General features: G+C 70.8%; 16 protein-coding genes. 7 read left to right on the forward strand and 9 right to left on the reverse strand.

All coding sequences use genetic code 11. The features are described from left to right. Position 1 precedes the first annotated feature (1 nt). Entirely contained in the window at positions 2 to 1219 is a 1218-nt protein-coding gene (locus E5671_RS10665; protein ID WP_160503608.1) for a CaiB/BaiF CoA transferase family protein, read from the forward strand. Between the two features lie 35 nt (positions 1220 to 1254). On the opposite strand, the gene E5671_RS10670 is transcribed toward E5671_RS10665, so the two are convergent. Both E5671_RS10670 and E5671_RS10675 read right to left on the reverse strand, forming a co-directional pair. Continuing rightward, entirely contained in the window at positions 1255 to 1815 is a 561-nt protein-coding gene (locus E5671_RS10670) for a YbaK/EbsC family protein (RefSeq protein ID WP_160503609.1), read from the reverse strand. Between the two features lie 28 nt (positions 1816 to 1843). Continuing rightward, positions 1844 to 2428: a cupin domain-containing protein gene (locus tag E5671_RS10675; RefSeq protein ID WP_160503610.1), complete on the reverse strand. Its 585-nt coding sequence runs from the start codon at positions 2426 to 2428 to the stop codon at positions 1844 to 1846. Positions 2429 to 2522: 94 nt separating this feature from the next. Here E5671_RS10675 and E5671_RS10680 point away from each other — a divergent pair, with 94 nt between their 5' ends. Continuing rightward, complete coding sequence (locus E5671_RS10680) at positions 2523 to 3386, forward strand: DMT family transporter (RefSeq protein ID WP_160503611.1); 864 nt, start codon at positions 2523 to 2525, stop codon at positions 3384 to 3386. Between the two features lie 72 nt (positions 3387 to 3458). Here the strand turns inward: E5671_RS10680 and E5671_RS10685 are convergent, their stop codons facing one another. Next, the gene (locus E5671_RS10685) at positions 3459 to 4196 is read right to left on the reverse strand and encodes a DapH/DapD/GlmU-related protein (protein ID WP_160503612.1); all 738 of its coding nucleotides are present in this window, start codon (positions 4194 to 4196) and stop codon (positions 3459 to 3461) included. A 133-nt stretch (positions 4197 to 4329) separates the two neighbouring features. On the opposite strand from E5671_RS10685, the gene E5671_RS10690 reads away from it, so the two are divergent. Further along, positions 4330 to 4860 carry a gamma carbonic anhydrase family protein gene (locus E5671_RS10690; protein WP_160503613.1) on the forward strand — a complete coding sequence of 177 codons (531 nt, stop codon included), beginning with the start codon at positions 4330 to 4332 and terminating at the stop codon, positions 4858 to 4860. A 2-nt stretch (positions 4861 to 4862) separates the two neighbouring features. On the opposite strand, the gene E5671_RS10695 is transcribed toward E5671_RS10690, so the two are convergent. The 3 genes from E5671_RS10695 to E5671_RS10705 all read right to left on the reverse strand — a co-directional run bounded on the left by E5671_RS10695 (position 4863) and on the right by E5671_RS10705 (position 7907). Beyond that, the gene (locus E5671_RS10695) at positions 4863 to 5534 is read right to left on the reverse strand and encodes a DedA family protein (protein ID WP_160503614.1); all 672 of its coding nucleotides are present in this window, start codon (positions 5532 to 5534) and stop codon (positions 4863 to 4865) included. 82 nt (positions 5535 to 5616) lie between these two features. Then, positions 5617 to 7263 (reverse strand): carboxylesterase/lipase family protein, encoded by a 1647-nt coding sequence (locus tag E5671_RS10700; protein WP_237330153.1) that lies wholly within the window; start codon positions 7261 to 7263, stop codon positions 5617 to 5619. Positions 7264 to 7469: 206 nt separating this feature from the next. Continuing rightward, on the reverse strand, positions 7470 to 7907 hold the full coding sequence (locus E5671_RS10705) for a DUF4442 domain-containing protein (RefSeq protein WP_160510109.1): 438 nt from the start codon (positions 7905 to 7907) through the stop codon (positions 7470 to 7472). 96 nt (positions 7908 to 8003) lie between these two features. On the opposite strand from E5671_RS10705, the gene E5671_RS10710 reads away from it, so the two are divergent. The 4 genes from E5671_RS10710 (at position 8004) to E5671_RS10725 (ending at position 12674) form a co-directional block, all read left to right on the forward strand. After that, positions 8004 to 8981 carry a hypothetical protein gene (locus E5671_RS10710; RefSeq protein WP_160503615.1) on the forward strand — a complete coding sequence of 326 codons (978 nt, stop codon included), beginning with the start codon at positions 8004 to 8006 and terminating at the stop codon, positions 8979 to 8981. 80 nt (positions 8982 to 9061) lie between these two features. Beyond that, positions 9062 to 10120, forward strand: coding sequence for a hypothetical protein (locus E5671_RS10715; protein ID WP_160503616.1), 1059 nt, complete (start codon positions 9062 to 9064; stop codon positions 10118 to 10120). A gap of 100 nt (positions 10121 to 10220) precedes the next feature. Next, positions 10221 to 11258, forward strand: a complete 1038-nt coding sequence (locus E5671_RS10720; RefSeq protein ID WP_160503617.1) for a hypothetical protein — start codon at positions 10221 to 10223, stop codon at positions 11256 to 11258. A gap of 84 nt (positions 11259 to 11342) precedes the next feature. Next, positions 11343 to 12674 carry an MFS transporter gene (locus E5671_RS10725; RefSeq protein ID WP_160510110.1) on the forward strand — a complete coding sequence of 444 codons (1332 nt, stop codon included), beginning with the start codon at positions 11343 to 11345 and terminating at the stop codon, positions 12672 to 12674. On the opposite strand, the gene E5671_RS10730 is transcribed toward E5671_RS10725, so the two are convergent. From E5671_RS10730 to E5671_RS10740, 3 genes are all read right to left on the reverse strand, one after another. Beyond that, entirely contained in the window at positions 12636 to 13469 is an 834-nt protein-coding gene (locus E5671_RS10730) for a spermidine synthase (RefSeq protein ID WP_160510111.1), read from the reverse strand. The two genes, E5671_RS10725 and E5671_RS10730, sit on opposite strands and share 39 nt — an antisense overlap. Positions 13470 to 13560: 91 nt before the next feature. Then, a complete protein-coding gene (gene tuf / locus E5671_RS10735) occupies positions 13561 to 14730 on the reverse strand; it encodes an elongation factor Tu (protein ID WP_160503618.1) in 1170 nt (389 codons plus the stop codon). 318 nt (positions 14731 to 15048) lie between these two features. Continuing rightward, entirely contained in the window at positions 15049 to 15747 is a 699-nt protein-coding gene (locus tag E5671_RS10740; RefSeq protein WP_160503619.1) for a DNA alkylation repair protein, read from the reverse strand. Between the last annotated feature and the right edge of the window lie 6 nt (positions 15748 to 15753).

The following is a 15753-nucleotide window of genomic DNA, read 5'->3' on the forward strand; positions in this document are numbered from 1 at the left end:
CATGGCGACGACGCACCACGAACCAACCGGGCACCTCCCCCTGGAGGGCATCACCGTCGTCAGCCTGGAGCAGGCCGTCGCCGCTCCCTTCGCCACCCGCCAGCTGGCCGACCTCGGCGCCCGCGTGATCAAGGTCGAGCGCCCCGGCGGCGGCGACTTCGCCCGCCGCTACGACACCACGGTGCACGGCCAGGCCAGCTACTTCGTCTGGCTCAACCGCTCCAAGGAGTCCCTCACCCTGGATCTCAAGTCAGATGAGGGCAAGGAGATCCTGCACGAACTCCTCGCGGGCGCCGACGTGTTCGTGCAGAACCTGGCTCCCGGTGCCGCCGACCGTCTCGGCCTCGGGGCGGGCGAACTCCAGGCCCGCTACCCCTCGTTGATCCCCTGCACCGTCAGCGGGTACGGCACCAGCGGCTCCTGGTCCGAGCGGAAGGCGTACGACCTGCTCGTGCAGTGCCAGACCGGGCTGCTCTCGCTGACCGGCACGCCCGACGAGGCGGTGCGGGCGGGGATCTCGGTCGCGGACATCGCGGGCGGGATGTACGCCTACAGCGGCATCCTCTCCGCGCTCTTCACCCGGGCGACCAAGGGGCGCGCCCCAGCGGTCGAGGTCTCCCTCTTCGACGCGCTCGCCGAGTGGATGAGCCAGCCCGCGTACTACACGCGCTACGGCGGCACGCAGCCGCCGCGCGTCGGCGCACGGCACGCGACGGTCGCGCCCTACGGCCCGTTCACCGCGTCCGACGGCAAGGACGTCCTGCTGTCCGTGCAGAACGAGCGTGAGTGGGCCGCTCTGTGCGAACAGGTCGTCGGGCGGCCCGAGTTGACCGACGACCCGCGGTTCGCCACCGGCTCCGACCGCGTCGCGCACCGCGACGAACTCGACGCGATCATCTCCGCGCGCTTCGCCGAACTCGGCAGCGAGGAGGCGATGGAGCTGCTCGACCGCGCCAACATCGCCAACGCGGGCGTCAATTCGGTCACCGAGTTCCTCGACCACCCCGCGCTCACCGAGCGCGACCGCTGGCGGGAGGTGGCAATTCCGGGCAGCCAGGACCCCGTTCAGGCGCTGGTGCCGCCCGCGGACCTGAGCGGCGTCGCCCCGCGCATGGATCCGGTGCCGGCCGCGGGCGAGCACACCGAGCGGATCCTCGGGGAGCTGGGGCGCGACCGACAGGCCATCGCCCGGCTGCGTGAATCGGGCGTCTGCGGGTGAGTCTGCCGGTGAACGGCGCGTGAGCCCTGCCCGCGTCAGGCGGCGACGCCGAGCCCTTCGAGTACGACCGCGTTCGACAGCTCGGCGAACGCCTTGCCGGGCACGATGAGCTTGCCCCGGCGGCTGCCGCTGCCGATCAGGACGTGCGGCAGGTCGACGACGGCGGCGTCCACGAGCAGCGGCCACCCGGCGGGCAGGCCGATCGGGGTGACGCCGCCGTACTCCATGCCGGTCTCGCCGGTCGCCGTGTCCATCGGCGCGAACGATGCCTTGCGGGCGCCGAGTTGGCGGCGCACGACGCCGTTCACGTCGACGCGGGTCGTGGACAGGACCAGGCACGCGGCGAGCGAGGTCTCGCCGCCGCGCTTGCCCGCGACGACGACGCAGTTCGCGGAACGCTCCAGGATGTCCTGGCCGTAGTGCTCCACGAAGGTGGCGGTGTCGGCCCACCGCGGGTCGGTGTCGACGTGGAGGATCTGCTCGGCGGGGACGGTCCCGCTCCAGCCGCGCACGGCGTCGGCGACGGGCGCGACCAGGAGATCGAGGGCCTCGGGCGCGGGACGGACGTCGTCGAAATTCCCCATGGGTGCACGCATGACGGCACGCTAACAGGCGCGGCGGGAGTCAGTACGACGAGGCGTGCGCCGGGGGCACCGACACCGACATGGTCATCTCGACCGGCACGGCACCCTTGTTGTGATAGCCGTGAGGCACGTTCGCCTCGAAGGAAGCGGACGACCCGGCGGGCACGAGATGCTCCACGCCGTCCACGAGGAGCGTCAGTTCGCCCGCGGCCACGTGCAGCAACTCCATGGTCCCCGGCGGGTGCGCGTCCGAGTCGCTTCCTTCGCCGGGCATCAGCTTCCACGCCCACAGCTCGAAGGGCCCGCGCGCCTCGGTCCCGACAAGAAGCGTCGTACTGCTGCCCGCCTCCGTGGACCACATCCGCACCGCCTGCTCAGGCGGTACGAGCCGGACGTGGGAGCCCTGTTCGTAGTCGAGGAGCGTGGTGATGCTGACGCCGAGGGCGTCGGCCAGCTTGACCGTTATGCCGACGCTGGGGTTGGTCCTTGCCTGCTCGATCTGGATGATCATGCCGCGGCTGACGCCCGCGCGGGCAGCGAGCGCGTCGAGCGTGAAGCCCCGTTCCGAGCGCCAGCGCTTGAGGTTGCGGGCGAGGGACTGGGTGAGCTGATCGAGGTCCGACACATTCCGTCCAATATTTTGGATGACAGAGTTCAGGATATTGAACTACGGTGTGGTGCACCTAAGGGTTCACCACACTGTACTGCGAGGATCTTCGATGACAGCACTGTTCGCTCTGGCCACCAGCCTGATGTACGGGTTGGCCGACTTCGGCGGTGGACTGCTGACGCGACGCATCCCCGCGCTCACCGTCGTCGTCGCCTCGCAGACCATCGCCGTGATCGTCCTCGGCGTGATCGTGGTCGCCACGGGCGGCTGGACGGAATGGGGGCCGCAGCTGTGGTTCGCGGTGGCGGCCGGCCTGCTCGGCCCGGTGGCGATGCTCGCCTTCTACAAGGCCCTGGCGATCGGCCCGATGAGCGTCGTCTCCCCGCTCGCCTCCGTGGGCGTCGTCGTGCCGGTGGGCGTTGGGCTCTTCCTCGGCGAGCGGCCGGGGGTCCCGCAGTTCGCCGGGCTCACCGTCGCCATCGTGGGGATCGTGCTCGCGGGCGGCCCCGAGCTGCGCGGCGCCCCCGTGCAGCGACAGGCGGTACTGCTCACTCTCCTCGCGGCCTTCGGCTTCGGCGCGGTCCTCGCCCTGATCTCCGAGGCGTCGAGCAACCTGACCGGGCTGTTCCTCGCCCTGTTCGTGCAGCGCGTGACGAACGTGGCCGCCGGCGGGGCCGCGCTGTTCGTCTCCGTGAAGCGGGGCGGCATCGCGCTCCCCGAGGGCACGGGCATGAGGGTGATCTGGGCGGCGCTCCCGGCGCTCGCCTTCGTCGGCCTTGCCGATGTCGCGGCCAACGGCACGTACTCGATCGCCGCCCAGAACGGCCCGGTCACGCTGGCCGCGGTGCTGTCCTCGACGTACCCGGTGATCACGGCGCTCGCGGCACGGGCGGTACTGAAGGAAAGGCTGCGCGGGGTGCAGGCGGCGGGGGCGGGCCTGGCCTTGGTGGGCACGGTACTGCTGGCCAGCTGAGCAACGCCTCGCAGGGGCGCGGGGAACTGCGCGACAAGCCCCCACAGACCCGCAGCCGAGGGAAAACGGCGCCTACCCCTCCAACTCCCCCAGGGCAAGAAGTTGTTCCGGCGTGACCCCGTCAGGAATAGGCACAGGCGCGGGCGTCCGCAAAGGCGGCTGCCACCCCGCCTCCGGGTCCCAGGTCCGCACCACGCGGGCAGGCGCTCCGGCCACCACGGAGTGGTCGGGCACGGAGCCCCGCACGACCGCGCCCGCGGCGACCACGACATTGCGGCCGAGCCTCGCCCCCGGCAGGATCACCGCGTTCGTGCCGATCCAGCAGCCGGGTCCGATCTCGACGGGCTCCATCCGCGGCCACTGCTTGCCGATGGGCGTGTGCGGATCGTCGTACGAGTGGTTCGTGGACGTCACGTACACCGTTGGTCCGAAGTAGCAGTCGTCGCCGATCGTCACCGTGGTGTCGGCGATGACATGGCTGCCACGGCCGAGCACGACGCCGTTGCCGATGCGCAGGATCGGGTCGGGCCCGAGGTCCAGGTCGGGCATCATCCCGGCGGTGAGGGTGACCTGCTCGCCGATGATGCAGTGGTCGCCGATGCGGATCCACGGCTCACCGAAGACGGTCCCCTGCGGGAAGGACAGCTTCGTGCCCTGTCCTATCGCGCCGAACCGCAGCCTCCCCGGCCGCTGCGCGGTGACGGCTCCCGTCCGCTGCACCCAGGCCCAGCCCGCGTGGACGGCGCGCTGGGTCGCGCGGCGCCGCCAGTCGGCGACCCCGGATGAGAACGTGTTCCTGTTCTTCGGCACGCGCTCACGTTACTCAGCCCCGCGCGCCCCGGTGAGCCCGGACCCCTGTGATCTTCACCCCACAGGGCGGCGGGCCCGCCCCCGTCCCGTACGGTTCCGCCAGGCGCGAGACACGTACGAATGGAGAAATCCGATGAGCCACGAGGCACTCATCACCGGGATCGGCGGCAAGGACCCGAAGATCGATCAGGACGCCTTCACCGCGCCCACCTCCGTACTCATCGGCGAGGTGACGCTGAACGCCGGTGCGAGCGCCTGGTACGGGGCGGTCATCCGCGCGGACGGCGGGCCGATCGTCGTCGGCGCCGACAGCAACATCCAGGACAACTGCAGCCTCCACGTCGACCTGGGCTTCCCGATGTCCATCGGCGAGCGGGTCTCGGTCGGCCACAACGCCGTCCTGCACGGCTGCACCGTCGAGGACGACTGCCTCATCGGCATGGGCGCTACGGTCCTCAACGGCGCGGTGATCGGCGCCGGTTCGCTGGTCGCGGCGCAGGCCCTTGTGCCGCAGGGGATGATCGTGCCGCCCGGCTCACTGGTCGCGGGTGTTCCCGCCAAGGTGCGCAGGCCGCTCACGGACGAGGAGCGCGCGGGCATCACCCTCAACGGCACGATGTACGTCGAGCTGGCCAAGGCCCACAAGGACGCCCACGCGAAGTGACGTCAGTCGGCGGCCGGAACGGGGACCGGCTCGGCCGCCGACGCCACGGCGTTCTCGGTTTCGCGCGCCGCAGCCGACTTCTTGGCGCGGCGCTTGACGAGCAGCATGGAGCCGACGCCGATCAGCACGGCGATGGCGAGGCCGAAGTACGAGAACCGCTTGAGCCAGTCCTCGGCGACGACACCGATGTAGTAGATGACGGCGGTGGTGCCGCCCGCCCAGACGATGCCGCCCAGGACATTGGCGATGAGGAACTTCCAGTACGGCATGCGAAGGACGCCCGCGAGGGGCCCCGCGAAGATCCGGAGCAGGGCGACGAAGCGGCCGAAGAAGACCGCCCACATGCCCCACTTCTGGAACGACTGCTCGGCGCTGCCGACATTCGCGGCGCTGAAGTGCTTGGGGAACTTCCGTTCGAGCCAGGCGAGGAGCGGCCGGCCGCCCTTGCGTCCGATCGCGTACCCGATGGAGTCGCCGATGATGGCGCCCGCGGTGGCGCAGATCCCCAGGATGACGGGGTTGAGCTCGCCGTGCTGCGAGGAGAGCAGCGCGGCGGAGACGAGGACGATCTCACCCGGCAGCGGGATGCCCAGGCTCTCCAGACCGATGACCACGCCCACCAGCGCGTAGATACTGACGGCCGGTACGGTCTCCAGCCATTCCTGGACGTGCAACGCCGGTTCCTCCTGTGCTGATGTGCGTGTACCCGGCGTGCGCGTTCCCCCCAAGATCGCGCACGCCGGGCAGCCTACCCGCTCACCCGGCGTCGGCCGGGGCGGAGTCCCACAGGTCGCACCGGTGCTCACGGGCCACAGCAGTGCTCAGCTCGTTCCCTCCGGCGGACGCGGTCCGCAGCGAGAGCACCTGGCCCGGCTGCGTCCGCTGGTCGGGCGCGGCGGGCTGGCCATCGGCACGCGGCGCACCGCCGTGGATGAAGGAGCCCCAGTACTGGACCATCTGCCGGGCCAGAACCTTCTGCTCCGCGTTGAGCGGCGACGCGAGCCCGAAGTGCCTGAAGAGGTACTGCACTTCGTTGACGTGGGTCGCCCCGAAGTCGAACGTCCTGCCCGCATCGCGGATCGAGGCGAAGGGCGGCGAGGTGCGGTCGGCGAACTCGTAGGCGTAGACGGGGCCGCGACCGGCGAGCGACCTGTCCATGCGCAGCGCCGGGCAGGCGAACATCTGATCGCCCTGGGCGGCCGCGTACGCGTGCGTCGGCGAGGCGTGATCTGAGAGCGGATAGCGTTTGAGGACCTTGGCGCCCAGCTCGGCGCCGTACGTCCGGGTGAGCGCGCCCGGGTACTGCTCCTCGGTCAGCGGTTTGCCCTGTCCGTCGAACTGCCCGTAGGCGAAGAGCGTCCCTTCGTCGCTGTTCGCGCCGTTCAGGACCGGCACGCGGGCGGCGCTCCCGTTCTCGTACGCCTCCTCCGGCTGGACCGGCAGGAAGTCACCGCCGGCCACCGGACCCCAGTCGAACCCGGCCTGCGCCGCGAGGATCTCCTTGGCGGGCTTCTTCCGCAGACAGGCGAGGGCGGTCGCCGGGTCGGCGCAGCCCGCCTTCTTCGCGAAGGCCGCGCCCTGCGTGAGCGCCTCGTCGCGCTCCCGGGCCGCGCAGTCCCCGTAGGCGCCGCTCTGCACGATGCCCGCGCGGTAGAGGCCCTTGGCGGTGGGCGAAGCGAGTTGGGTGCAGACGGAGCGGCCGCCCGCCGACTCGCCCGCGATGGTGACGCGCTGCCGGTCGCCGCCGAACGAGCCGATGTTGGCGCGCACCCAGCGCAGCGCGGCCTGCTGGTCGAGCATGCCGTAGTTGCCCGAAACGCGGTCGGACGCCTCACCGTCGAGGCCCTTGCCCGCGAGGAAACCCATGGCGCCGAGGCGGTAGTTGACGGTCACGACCACCGTGCCGGTGCGCCGGGCGAAGGCGTCGGGCACGATGTCCTCCCCCGCGCCCGCGGTGAGCCCGCCACCGTGCAGCCAGACCATGACGGGCCGAGGCTTGTACTGCCCCTTGGGCGCGTAGACGTTGAGGTCGAGGCAGTCCTCCGTGTGGCTGGGGTTCTCGTAGCCGGGGTCCCAACTGGCGTTCTGTACGCAGCGGTTGCCGAAGGAGGTCGCGCCGCGCACGCCCTGCCAGGGCTTGGCGGGACGTGGCTCCTTCCAGCGGAGGTCGCCGACGGGCTGCTGTGCGTACGGGATGCCGAGGAACTGCCGCCCCTCGGCGGTGGATTCGCCGCGCAGCCAGCCCGCGTCCGTACGGACGAGCGTGCCGCCGCCGCTCGTCCTGGACGCGCTGTCCGGTGCGGCCTGTGCGGCGTGCGGGGTGATCAGGGCCGCGGCGGCGGCGAGGACTGTGAGGGTGGTTCGGGCAGTTCGCTTACGTCCCGTGCGTCTCATGTATCTCATCCGGCGACTCCCTTGAAGACGTCAACCCTGGCGGCCGGAAACTATGACCACTGCTGACTCGTGTCAATGAGTTGAACAAAAGGGCGCCCGAAACGGCTGGATGGTGTCAGAAGGAACGGCGCCGCGCCGGTCGGGACCCCCGTGGCCCGGCCGGTGCGACGCCGCTGTGTTCAACGAACGTACGGAAGCGAACGCCCGTACGCGACTCAGTTATTGGGGCGCAGCGTCCAGACGACGGTCATCTCGCCGGTCACGGCACCGTCCTCGCGCTGGATCGCGATCGCGACCGGGAACTCGGGGCGCTGCCCCGCGTCCAGCTCGGCGACGACATCGGCGGCCGGGCGGCCGAGCGTCGCGGTGGCGGTCACCGGCCCCATGGCGAGCTTCTTGTACGCGATGTCGGCGCGGACGGCGAGGGGCACGGCCCGCGAGAGCTGCTCGCCGAACGCGGCGAGCACGATCGCACCGCTCGCCGACTCCCCCAGCGTGAACATGGCTCCGGCGTGCGGCCCGCCGACGTGGTTGTGGTAGTCACCCTGGTCGGGCAGGGCGACCACGGCCTTCTCGGGCGTGGTCTCGCGGAACTCGAGGTTCAGGGTCCGGGCCATCGGCACGGTGGCGGCGAGCATCTCGCCTATCGACATCTGGTCAGCGCTCATGGCCGGGATGTTACCCATCGGTAGCGTTCTTTGGCCAGGAGTCCGCTCCGCGTAGATCACGGTCACCTATCGTTGCTGCGCATGTGGCCAGGAGAGCGGCAGCCCGGGGGCGGGCCGAACCAGCAGCCGAATCCGTACCAGCAGCCGGGGTACCAGCAGCACCAGCAGCCGGGCTATCAGCAACCGGCGCCGTGGAACGCGCCCACCGTTCCGGGCGGCACACCTCAGGCCCCGCAGGGCAGCGGAGACAATGGAGGGGGCGGCGGCAACAAGACCAAGGTCATCGCCGTCGTCGCCGCGGCCGCGGTCGTGGTGGCCGCCGGTGTCACGGGCTTTCTCGTCCTCGGCGGCGACAAGGACGACAGCGCGAAGCCGGACCCCGCGAAGTCCTCGTCCGAGGCTCCGGCTCCGGCCGGCTCCGGCGGCTCCGACTCCCGCCGCAACGACGGCGATCCGAAGCCGACGGTCCCGGGCTGGCAGACCGTCGTGAACCCCGAGCACGGCATCGCCTTCGATGTACCCGCGGGGTGGAACCTGAAGTCGACGGACTGGGTCGGCTGGGTCTCGGAGGCGGACGACCCCGAGGACAAGCCCATCGCTGCCTTCGGCGCACCGGCGTACCTCAAGGAGAAGTGGTGCGGGGCCGACGAGGACAGGGACGGCACCAAGGACTACACGTCCCTGGCGGCAGCGGGCAGCAGGGGCAACAAGGGGGCCAAGAGCACCGACGAGGTGGCGAGCAAGGACGCGCGCCTGTGGGTCTACGGCGCCTTCACCCAGCCCGACAAGGAGAAGATCAGGACCGGGGCCGCCGAGCCCTACACCACGAAGTCGGGCCTCAAGGGCAGTGTGGCGACCGCCTCGTCCGCGGGCGTGGAGAAGAAGGACAAGTGCGACTCGGACGGCAAGGCCACGGTGTTCGCGTTCAAGAACTCCGAGGGCGCGTTCGCCTCGTGGTCGTTCCACGGCGCATCGGGCGTGAGTGACGAAGTCCCGGACGCGACGGTCGAGAAGATGCTCAGCACGGTGCGGGAGATCGGGGCGAAGCCGACGTCCTGAGCAGGCGGACATGTCACGGCCGCGCCACACCCTGGGCGTCCGTGACGTGTCCGCTCCAACACCCCGTATCGTTTCCCGCCATGTGGCCAGGACAGCAGCCGCCCGGGGGCGAGCAGAACCCGCAGGACCAGAATCCCAACCCGTACCAGCAGCCGGGGTACCAGCAGCCGAACCCGTACCAGCAGCCGGGATACCAGCAGCCCAACCCCTATCAGCAGCCGGGGCCGGGGCAGCCGGGACAGCAGCAGGGGCAGTGGAGCGCTCCGACCGCACCGATGGGCGTGACGCCCCAGGCCGGCGGTGACGGGGGCGGTGGCAACAGCGACGGCGGCAAGACCAAGCTGGTCGCCATCGTCGCGGCGACGGCGGTCGTGGTGGCCGCCGGTGTCACCGGCTTCCTGGTGCTCGGCGGCGACAAGGACGACGAGGCGGACGCGAAGCCGTCCAAGTCCCCCGCCAAGTCCGCCTCCAAGAAGCCGGACCCGGCGACCGGTGGCGGCGAGGACGAGCGCGGCACGAACAAGGGCCCGAAGCCGACGGTCAAGGGCTGGCAGGTCGTCGTGAACCCCAAGTGGGGCACCGCCTTCGACGTCCCGGCCGACTGGGAGGTGCAGACCCCCGACACTCTCATCGGCTTCGAGGACGGTAAGAAGGGTGCCGAGGCGAAGCCGCTCATCACCATGTCCGCACCCGCGTACTACAAGTCGAAGTGGTGCTCCTCCGACGACGACAAGGACGGCACCAAGGACGACACCGCCCTCGGCGCCGTCGGCACCAAGGGCGCGAACGGCGCGAAGAGCACCGACGAGGTCGCGATCAACCAGGTGCCGTGGTGGGTCTTCGGCGGGTACACGCAGCCGGACAAGAAGAGCCTCACCTTCAATGAGAAGGCGGAGCCGTACACCACGAAGGCCGGCATCAAGGGCAGCATCGCCCGCGCCCATTCGACGAACACGCCGCAGAACGGCAAGTGCGACTCGGACGGCAAGGCGATCACCTTCGGCTTCAAGAACTCCGAGGGTGAGTACGTCGCCTGGTCGCTGTACGGCGCCAAGGGCGTCAAGGACGAGATTCCGGAGGCGACGGTGATGAAGATCCTCAGCACGGTCCGTCTGTCCGGGGATCCCACGGAGTCCTGAGGCGTTTCGTACTCCACCGGGGCTTGTGGCCCGATGTGCCGCCCCCCCCTGCGGGGGCAGCGATGACATCAGGCCACGAGCCCCTCTATGGTTACTGCCCATGTGGCCAGGACAGCAGCCGCCCGGGGGCGAGCAGAACCCGCAGGACCAGAATCCCAACCCGTACCAGCAGCCGGGGTACCAGCAGCCGAACCCGTATCAGCAGCCGGGATACCAGCAGCAGCCGCAGTCGGGCGCCTTCTCGCAGCCGGAGCAGCCGCAGTGGGCGGCGCCCACGCCGCCGCCGATGCCGCCCCAGCCGGGCGGTGGTCAGGGCGGGGACGGAAACAAGACGAAGATCACCGCGATCGTCGCGGCGCTTGCCGTCCTGGTGGCCGCCGGAGTGACCGGTTTCCTCGTCCTCGGTGGTGACAAGGACGACGAGGCGGACGGGAAGCCGGAGAAGAAGTCTCCCGCCAAGTCCGCGTCCCCGAAGCCGAGCCCGACGGACGACGGCGGCAGCGAGCGCGGCACGGGCAACGGCCCGAAGCCGACGATCAAGGGCTGGCAGGTCGTCGTGAACCCCAAGTGGGGCACCGCCTTCGACGTCCCGGCCGACTGGGAGGTGCAGACCCCCGACACCTTCATCGGCTTCGAGGACAGCGAGAAGGGTGACGGCAGCGCGCTCATCGGCATGTCCGCGCCCGCGTACTACAAGTCCAAGTGGTGCTCCTCCGACGACGACAAGGACGGCACGAAGGACGACACCGCCCTCGGCGCCGTCGGCACCAAGGGCCAGAACGGCGCGAAGAACACCAAGGACGTCGCGCGCAACGACTCCGCGTGGTGGGTCTTCGGCGGCTACACGGACCAGAAGAAGGCCGACAAGAAGAAGATCAAGGTCGGCAAGGTGGAGTCGTTCACGACCACGTCGGGCATCAAGGGCAGCGTCGCGACCTCCACGACGTCCGGCGTCGCCAAGAACGACAAGTGCGACTCGGACGGCAAGGCCACGACGTTCGCCTTCAAGAACTCCGAGGGTGAGTACGTCGCCTGGTCGCTGTACGGCGCCAAGGGCGTGAAGGACGAGATCCCCGACGCGACGGTGAAGAAGATCCTCAGCACGGTGCGCCTGAACGGGGACGCCGAGGAGTCCTGATCCGCTGAGCCGTCAGCCGTCGGAGGGGTTCCGGGCCCGTGCGGAATCGGTTTGGCAAGTCGGTGTTCCGGCGGCGATAGTCCCCTGGTGACCGAACCCGCCGCCGTGCGCCGCCCCTCCTGGGCCGGGCGCAACTACAGCCTGCTGACCGCCGCCGCGATCGTCACCAATCTGGGCAGCCACGGCGCCCTGATCGCGGCGGCGTTCGCCGTGCTCGACTCGGGTGGTGACGGCGGTGACGTGGGTCTGGTGGCGGCGGCCCGCACGCTGCCGCTCGTGCTGTTCCTGCTCATAGGCGGCGCGATCGCCGACCGGCTTCCGCGCCACCATGTGATGGTCGCGGCCAACGCCCTCAACTGCCTCTCGCAGGCGGTCTTCGCGGTGCTCGTCATCTCCGGCACTCCCCCGCTCTGGTCGATGATGCTGCTCACCGCGCTCGGCGGCACCGGCCAGGCGTTCTTCGGCCCGGCCGCCGAAGGCATGCTGATGTCGACCGTCAGCGGCGAACAGGCGAGCCGCGCCTTCGCCCTGTACCGCATGGCGATGCAGGGCGCCGGGCTCGGCGGCGCGGCGCTCGGCGGTCTGATGGTCGCCGCGATGGGGCCCGGCTGGGTGCTCGCGGTGGACGCGGCGGCGTTCGCGGTGGCCGGAGCGCTGCGGTCGTTCCTCGACGTGAGTCACATACCGAAGCGCGAACCCGGGGGCGGGCTGCTCTCCGATCTACGGGAGGGCTGGCGGGAGTTCACCGGCCGGCCGTGGCTGTGGGCGATCGTCGCGCAGTTCTCCGTGGTGGTGGCGGTGGTCGGCGCGGCCGAGGCGGTCTTCGGTCCGCTGGTCGCCCGGGACGAACTCGGGGGCGCCGGACCCTGGGGGCTCGCGCTCGGCGCTTTCGGCGCGGGCACGGTCGGCGGCGCGTTCCTGATGATGCGGTGGAAGCCGCGGCGCCTGCTGCTGGCGGGCACCCTCTGCGTCTTCCCGCTGGCGGCGCCTTCGGCTGCGCTCGCGGTGCCGTTGCCGGTGTGGGGGCTCGCGGCGGTGATGTTCGTCAGCGGCGTCGCGATCGAGGTGTTCGGCGTCTCCTGGATGACGGCGATGCATCAGGAGATCCCCGAGGACAAGCTGTCGCGTGTCGCCGCGTACGACTGGTTCGGCTCGATCGCGATGGTCCCGCTCGCCACGGCGCTCGCTGGCCCGGCGGAGCTCGCCTTCGGGCGTTCGGCGTCGCTGTGGGGCTGCGCGGCGCTGGTGGTAGTGGTGACGGCGCTGGTCCTTTTCGTGCCGGACGTACGCAATCTGACGCGGCGCACGTCGTCGAAGGAGATCGCCAAGGTGCCCGCTCCCACCAGCGGCGGCCCATCGGCCGACCCCGCGGTCGCCTCAGCCGACGCTGAAGGCCCCGTCGGGCGGCTCGGGTGACGCAACCGCGTCCTCGTCCCGCACCGGCTTCGCGTCACCGATGAACAGACGCAGCGCCGCCCCGTACTCGACACGTGCGGGGAAGATGTCGGCCGCCGCCCGCCTGGCCAGTGCCTCGATCTCGATGGGCTCGTGGGAGGCGACGAGCACCGCGTTGCCGAAGCGGCGGCCTCGCAGCACATTCGGCTCGGCGATGAGCGCGACCTCCCCGAACACCTCGGCGAAGGTGGCGAGTTGGGAGCGGAGGAAGGTGAACGGCGCCCCGTCGGCGAGGTTCGCCGCATAGAGGCCGCCCGCGCGCAGTACCCGGTCCGCGGTGCGCGCGTAGGCCACCGATGTCAGGTGGGCGGGCACCCGCGAGCCCCCGAAGACATCGGCGACGAGGACGTCGGTGCTGTCGGGCGCCGCTGCCTCCAGCCACTGCCTGGCGTCCGCGCCGTGGACCGTGATCCCGGATTCCGCGGGCAACGGCAGCCGCTCTGTGACCAGTTCGAGCAGTCCCCGGTCCGCCTCCACCACGTCCTGCCGCGAGCCCGGCCGGGTCGCGGCGACATAGCGGGGCAGGGTGAGCGCGCCGCCGCCGAGGTGGATCACGTCCAGGGGGCGGTCCTGGTCGTCGGCCGTGTCCAGGACGTGCGCGAGTCGCTGCGCGTACTCGAACTCCAGGTGAGTGGGCTCGTCCAGGTCGACGTACGACTGGGGCGCTCCGTCGACCGTGAGCAGCCAGGCGCGGGGCCGGTCCACGTCCGGCATCAGCTTGGCGGTGCCGTGATCGACGTCCTTGATGACGGCCATGGCCTCGTCCGCGCTCTCGTCCTCAGTCACCGGTCCATTGTGCCCGCCTCCCCCGGGGGTGGATCCCCCGAGGGAGGCGGGCGTCAGGACGTCAGCCGACCTCGGTCACCGTGCCCGCGCCGACGGTGCGCCCGCCCTCGCGGATCGCGAAGCCGAGGCCCGTCTCCAGGGGCATGTCGCGGCCGAGCTCGACCGTCATGGTGACGGTGTCGCCGGGCCGTGCGACCGCGGCCTCACCGAGGTCGACGTCGCCGACCACGTCCGCGGTGCGGAGGTAGAACTGCGGCCGGTAGCCGCTCGCGATCGGCGTCGACCGTCCGCCCTCCTTGGTCGACAGGACGTACACCTGCGCGATGAAGCGGCGACGTGGACTGACGCTGCCCGGCTCCGCGACCACGTGCCCGCGTCGTACGGCGTCGCGTGGCACACCGCGCAGGAGCAGCGCCACGTTGTCGCCCGCCTGCGCGGACTCCATGGGCTTGCCGAAGGTCTCAAGACCGGTGACGACGGTCTCCGTCTCCGCGCCGAGCACCTCCACCCGGTCACCGATCCGCACCGTGCCGCGCTCGACGGCTCCGGTGACGACGGTTCCGCGCCCGGAGATGGTGAGCACGTTCTCCACCGGAAGGAGAAAGGGCGCGTCGACGTACCGCTCGGGCATGGGCACATAGGTGTCCACCGCGTCGAGCAGCGCCTCGATGGCCGCGGCCCACCGCGGGTCGCCCTCCAGCGCCCTCAGCCCCGAGACCCGTACGACCGGGACGGAGTCGCCCCCGTACCCGTGCGCGGAGAGCAGCTCGCGCACCTCCAGCTCGACGAGGTCGGTCAGCTCCTCGTCCCCCGCGTCCGCCTTGTTGAGCGCGACCACGATGTGGTCCACGCCCACCTGGCGGGCGAGCAGGACGTGCTCGGCGGTCTGCGGCATGATCCCGTCGAGCGCGGAGACGACGAGGATCGCCCCGTCCAGCTGCGCGGCGCCGGTGACCATGTTCTTGACGTAGTCGGCGTGGCCCGGCATGTCCACGTGCGCGTAGTGCCGGGTGTCGGTCTCGTACTCGACGTGCGCGATGTTGATGGTGATGCCGCGCTGCGCCTCCTCGGGGGCGCGGTCGATGCGGTCGAAGGGCACGAACGTGCCGGTGCCGCGCTCGCTGAGGACCTTGGTGATGGCGGCGGTCAGGGTGGTCTTGCCGTGGTCGACGTGGCCCATCGTGCCGATGTTGAGGTGCGGTTTCGTGCGGACGTATGCCGTCTTGGACATGGCGGTTCCTTCTCCGGAACTCGAAGCTGAAGTCCTGGGCGCACTGCGTCGCGTGCGCGCTCTGGACGGGGACCCCGGGGCCGGACCGACCCTCCCCCTATGGGGTCCGCCGGAGTGTCCGGGGAGGGTCAGCGTCGGGCGCCGTCGACAGGAAGTGCGGCGCAGAGGAGGACGGCAGCCTTCGCAGCGACCGCGACTGCGGTCGGAGCTGCGAGGAAGGCGTACCGGGACATGTCGCAGATCATTGCCGACGGGTGGGGGTACGTCGAATGGTTTTCGCCGGGTGGCGGCGGGAGTGACTCGTGAACTCCGGCGCGGTCAGAGGTTCTTCAGGGCCTCGCGCACCGAGAGCGGCGCGAGGCGTCCGCGCTCCCGCTCGACGAAGCCGCGTACGGCCTCCGGATCGGTCTTGGCGTACTCGCGCAGACACCAGCCGATGGCCTTGCGGATGAAGAAGTCGGGGTGTCCGGCCTTGCGCAGGCAGTAACCGAAGAGGCGTCCGGCGTCGGTGGTGTCCTTGTAACGGAGCTGGTGGAGGAGGGCGGTGCGCGCCACCCACAGGTCCTCGTCCTCGATCCAGGCGTCCATCTCGGCCTTGAGCTTCGGGTCGGCGGCCACCAGGCCGCCCACGACGTGCGCGGCGAGCGCGTCGACCGTGTCCCACCAGGACACCGTCGTCACGAGGTGGCGGGCGACCGGCAGGAAGCCCGACGAGAGGCGCTTCACGTGCCGGCGCAGATGGTCCACCGCGAAGTAGGCGTACTCGCGCTCCGGCAGTTCCCAGCAGCGCAGCGCGATCGCCGTGCAGTCCGCCTCGTCGGGGCGCGGCAGCCCGGCGAGGACCGTGCGGGTCAGTTCGCGGCGCAGGGGCGCGGGCAGGCCGAGGAAGGGAGCGATGTTCTTCATGTACGCCTGTGCCTGCGCGGCCCGCACCGGATCGGCCGCCGCCGCGTACGTCGCGGTGAGCCGTTCCATGACGGTGTCGGCCAAGTGGCTGTGCGGGGCGGTGACGCTCATGGGACG

It is taken from the genome of Streptomyces sp. BA2 (assembly GCF_009769735.1).
Lineage (GTDB): Bacteria > Actinomycetota > Actinomycetes > Streptomycetales > Streptomycetaceae > Streptomyces.

Coding starts and splice junctions, on each gene's coding strand:
- E5671_RS10665 (WP_160503608.1), top strand. CDS start 2: ATGGCGACGACGCACCACGAACCAACCGGGCACCTCCCCCTGGAGGGC.
- E5671_RS10670 (WP_160503609.1), bottom strand. CDS start 1,815: ATGCGTGCACCCATGGGGAATTTCGACGACGTCCGTCCCGCGCCCGAG.
- E5671_RS10680 (WP_160503611.1), top strand. CDS start 2,523: ATGACAGCACTGTTCGCTCTGGCCACCAGCCTGATGTACGGGTTGGCC.
- E5671_RS10690 (WP_160503613.1), top strand. CDS start 4,330: ATGAGCCACGAGGCACTCATCACCGGGATCGGCGGCAAGGACCCGAAG.
- E5671_RS10700 (WP_237330153.1), bottom strand. CDS start 7,263: ATGAGATACATGAGACGCACGGGACGTAAGCGAACTGCCCGAACCACC.
- E5671_RS10705 (WP_160510109.1), bottom strand. CDS start 7,907: ATGTCGATAGGCGAGATGCTCGCCGCCACCGTGCCGATGGCCCGGACC.
- E5671_RS10710 (WP_160503615.1), top strand. CDS start 8,004: ATGTGGCCAGGAGAGCGGCAGCCCGGGGGCGGGCCGAACCAGCAGCCG.
- E5671_RS10715 (WP_160503616.1), top strand. CDS start 9,062: ATGTGGCCAGGACAGCAGCCGCCCGGGGGCGAGCAGAACCCGCAGGAC.
- E5671_RS10720 (WP_160503617.1), top strand. CDS start 10,221: ATGTGGCCAGGACAGCAGCCGCCCGGGGGCGAGCAGAACCCGCAGGAC.
- E5671_RS10730 (WP_160510111.1), bottom strand. CDS start 13,469: ATGGCCGTCATCAAGGACGTCGATCACGGCACCGCCAAGCTGATGCCG.
- tuf (WP_160503618.1), bottom strand. CDS start 14,730: ATGTCCAAGACGGCATACGTCCGCACGAAACCGCACCTCAACATCGGC.
- E5671_RS10740 (WP_160503619.1), bottom strand. CDS start 15,747: ATGAGCGTCACCGCCCCGCACAGCCACTTGGCCGACACCGTCATGGAA.